We start from the raw sequence: 1,114 nt of genomic DNA, 5'->3' as shown, positions 1-1,114 counted from the left end.
TGACGGCTGGGGTGTCTGTGGGGGAGTTGCGGGTGTTTGCGGCGGAGCGGTTGCCGCAGTACATGGTCCCGGCGGTGTTCATGGTGGTGGACGCACTGCCGCTGACGTCCAGCGGGAAGCTGGACAAGTCCGCGCTGCCAGAACCGGTGTTCACGGGCGGGGAGTACCGGGCTCCCGAGGGCATGGCGGAGGAGGTGCTGGCCCAGGCGTTCGCCGCCGTGCTGGGTGTGGAGCGGGTGGGAGTAGATGACGACTTCTTCGCTGTGGGTGGGGACAGTATTCGTTCGATTCAGGTGGTGGCGCAGGCGCGGGCGCGGGGTGTGGTGGTCAGTGCGCGGGAGGTGTTCGAGCAGCGGACGGTGGCGCGGCTGGCCAGCACAGCGAGCTCGAAGAGCGATGTCCCGGGCGGGGTGTTGGAGGAGTTGCCGGGTGGGGGTGTGGGGTGGTTGCCGTTGCTGCCGGTGGCGCGGTGGGCGGTGGAGGAACTCGGTACGGCGGGGTTGGAGCGGTTCGTGATGTCCGCCGTGCTGCGTCTGCCCGACGGCATCGACCAGACCGGCCTGTTAACCGTCGTCCAGACGCTCATTGATCACCACGACGCTTTCCGGCTCCGGTTGAGCGGTGACGGCCTGCACATCAGTGCACCGGGTACCGTCGACGCAGCCGCCTGGCTCCACACCACCGACATCAAGGGCGCCGACAACGCCGGTGCTGGGGTGTCTGATGCGTTGGAGGGTGCGGTCAATCGCTTGGATATGGCGTCGGGGGTGGTGGCGCAGTTTGTGTGGGTGCGGGATGCCGGCTGGCTGGTGGTGGTGGCGCATCACCTGGTGGTGGACGGGGTGTCCTGGCAGGTCCTGACCACGGATCTGGCGCAGGCGTGGGAGGCGGTGGCCGAGGGCCGGGTGCCGGTGCTGGAGCCGGTGGGCACCTCACTGCGCCGCTGGTCGCATGCCCTGACACAAGCGGCCGTGGACCGCACGGACGAGCTGAGCTGGTGGCAGGAGCAACTCGTTGAGCCGGACCCGGTGTTGGGTGCGCGTGGGTTGCAGCGAGACGTTGATGTGCAGGCGGTGGTGGAGTACCGGTGGCTGCGGTTGCCGGCGGACGTGAC

Annotated in this window: 1 protein-coding gene; it reads left to right on the top strand. The window is 68.8% G+C overall.

Annotation, left to right across the window (positions count from 1 at the left end; all coding sequences use genetic code 11):
- Positions 1-32: 32 nt before the first annotated feature.
- Positions 33-1,114 (top strand): condensation domain-containing protein (locus ACZ7DL_RS39100; RefSeq protein WP_470781855.1); only part of this gene is annotated, 1,082 nt, incomplete at its 3' end.

The organism is Streptomyces sp. NPDC036984, from assembly GCF_055607665.1.
This window is presented reverse-complemented; position numbering and strand designations above follow the sequence as displayed.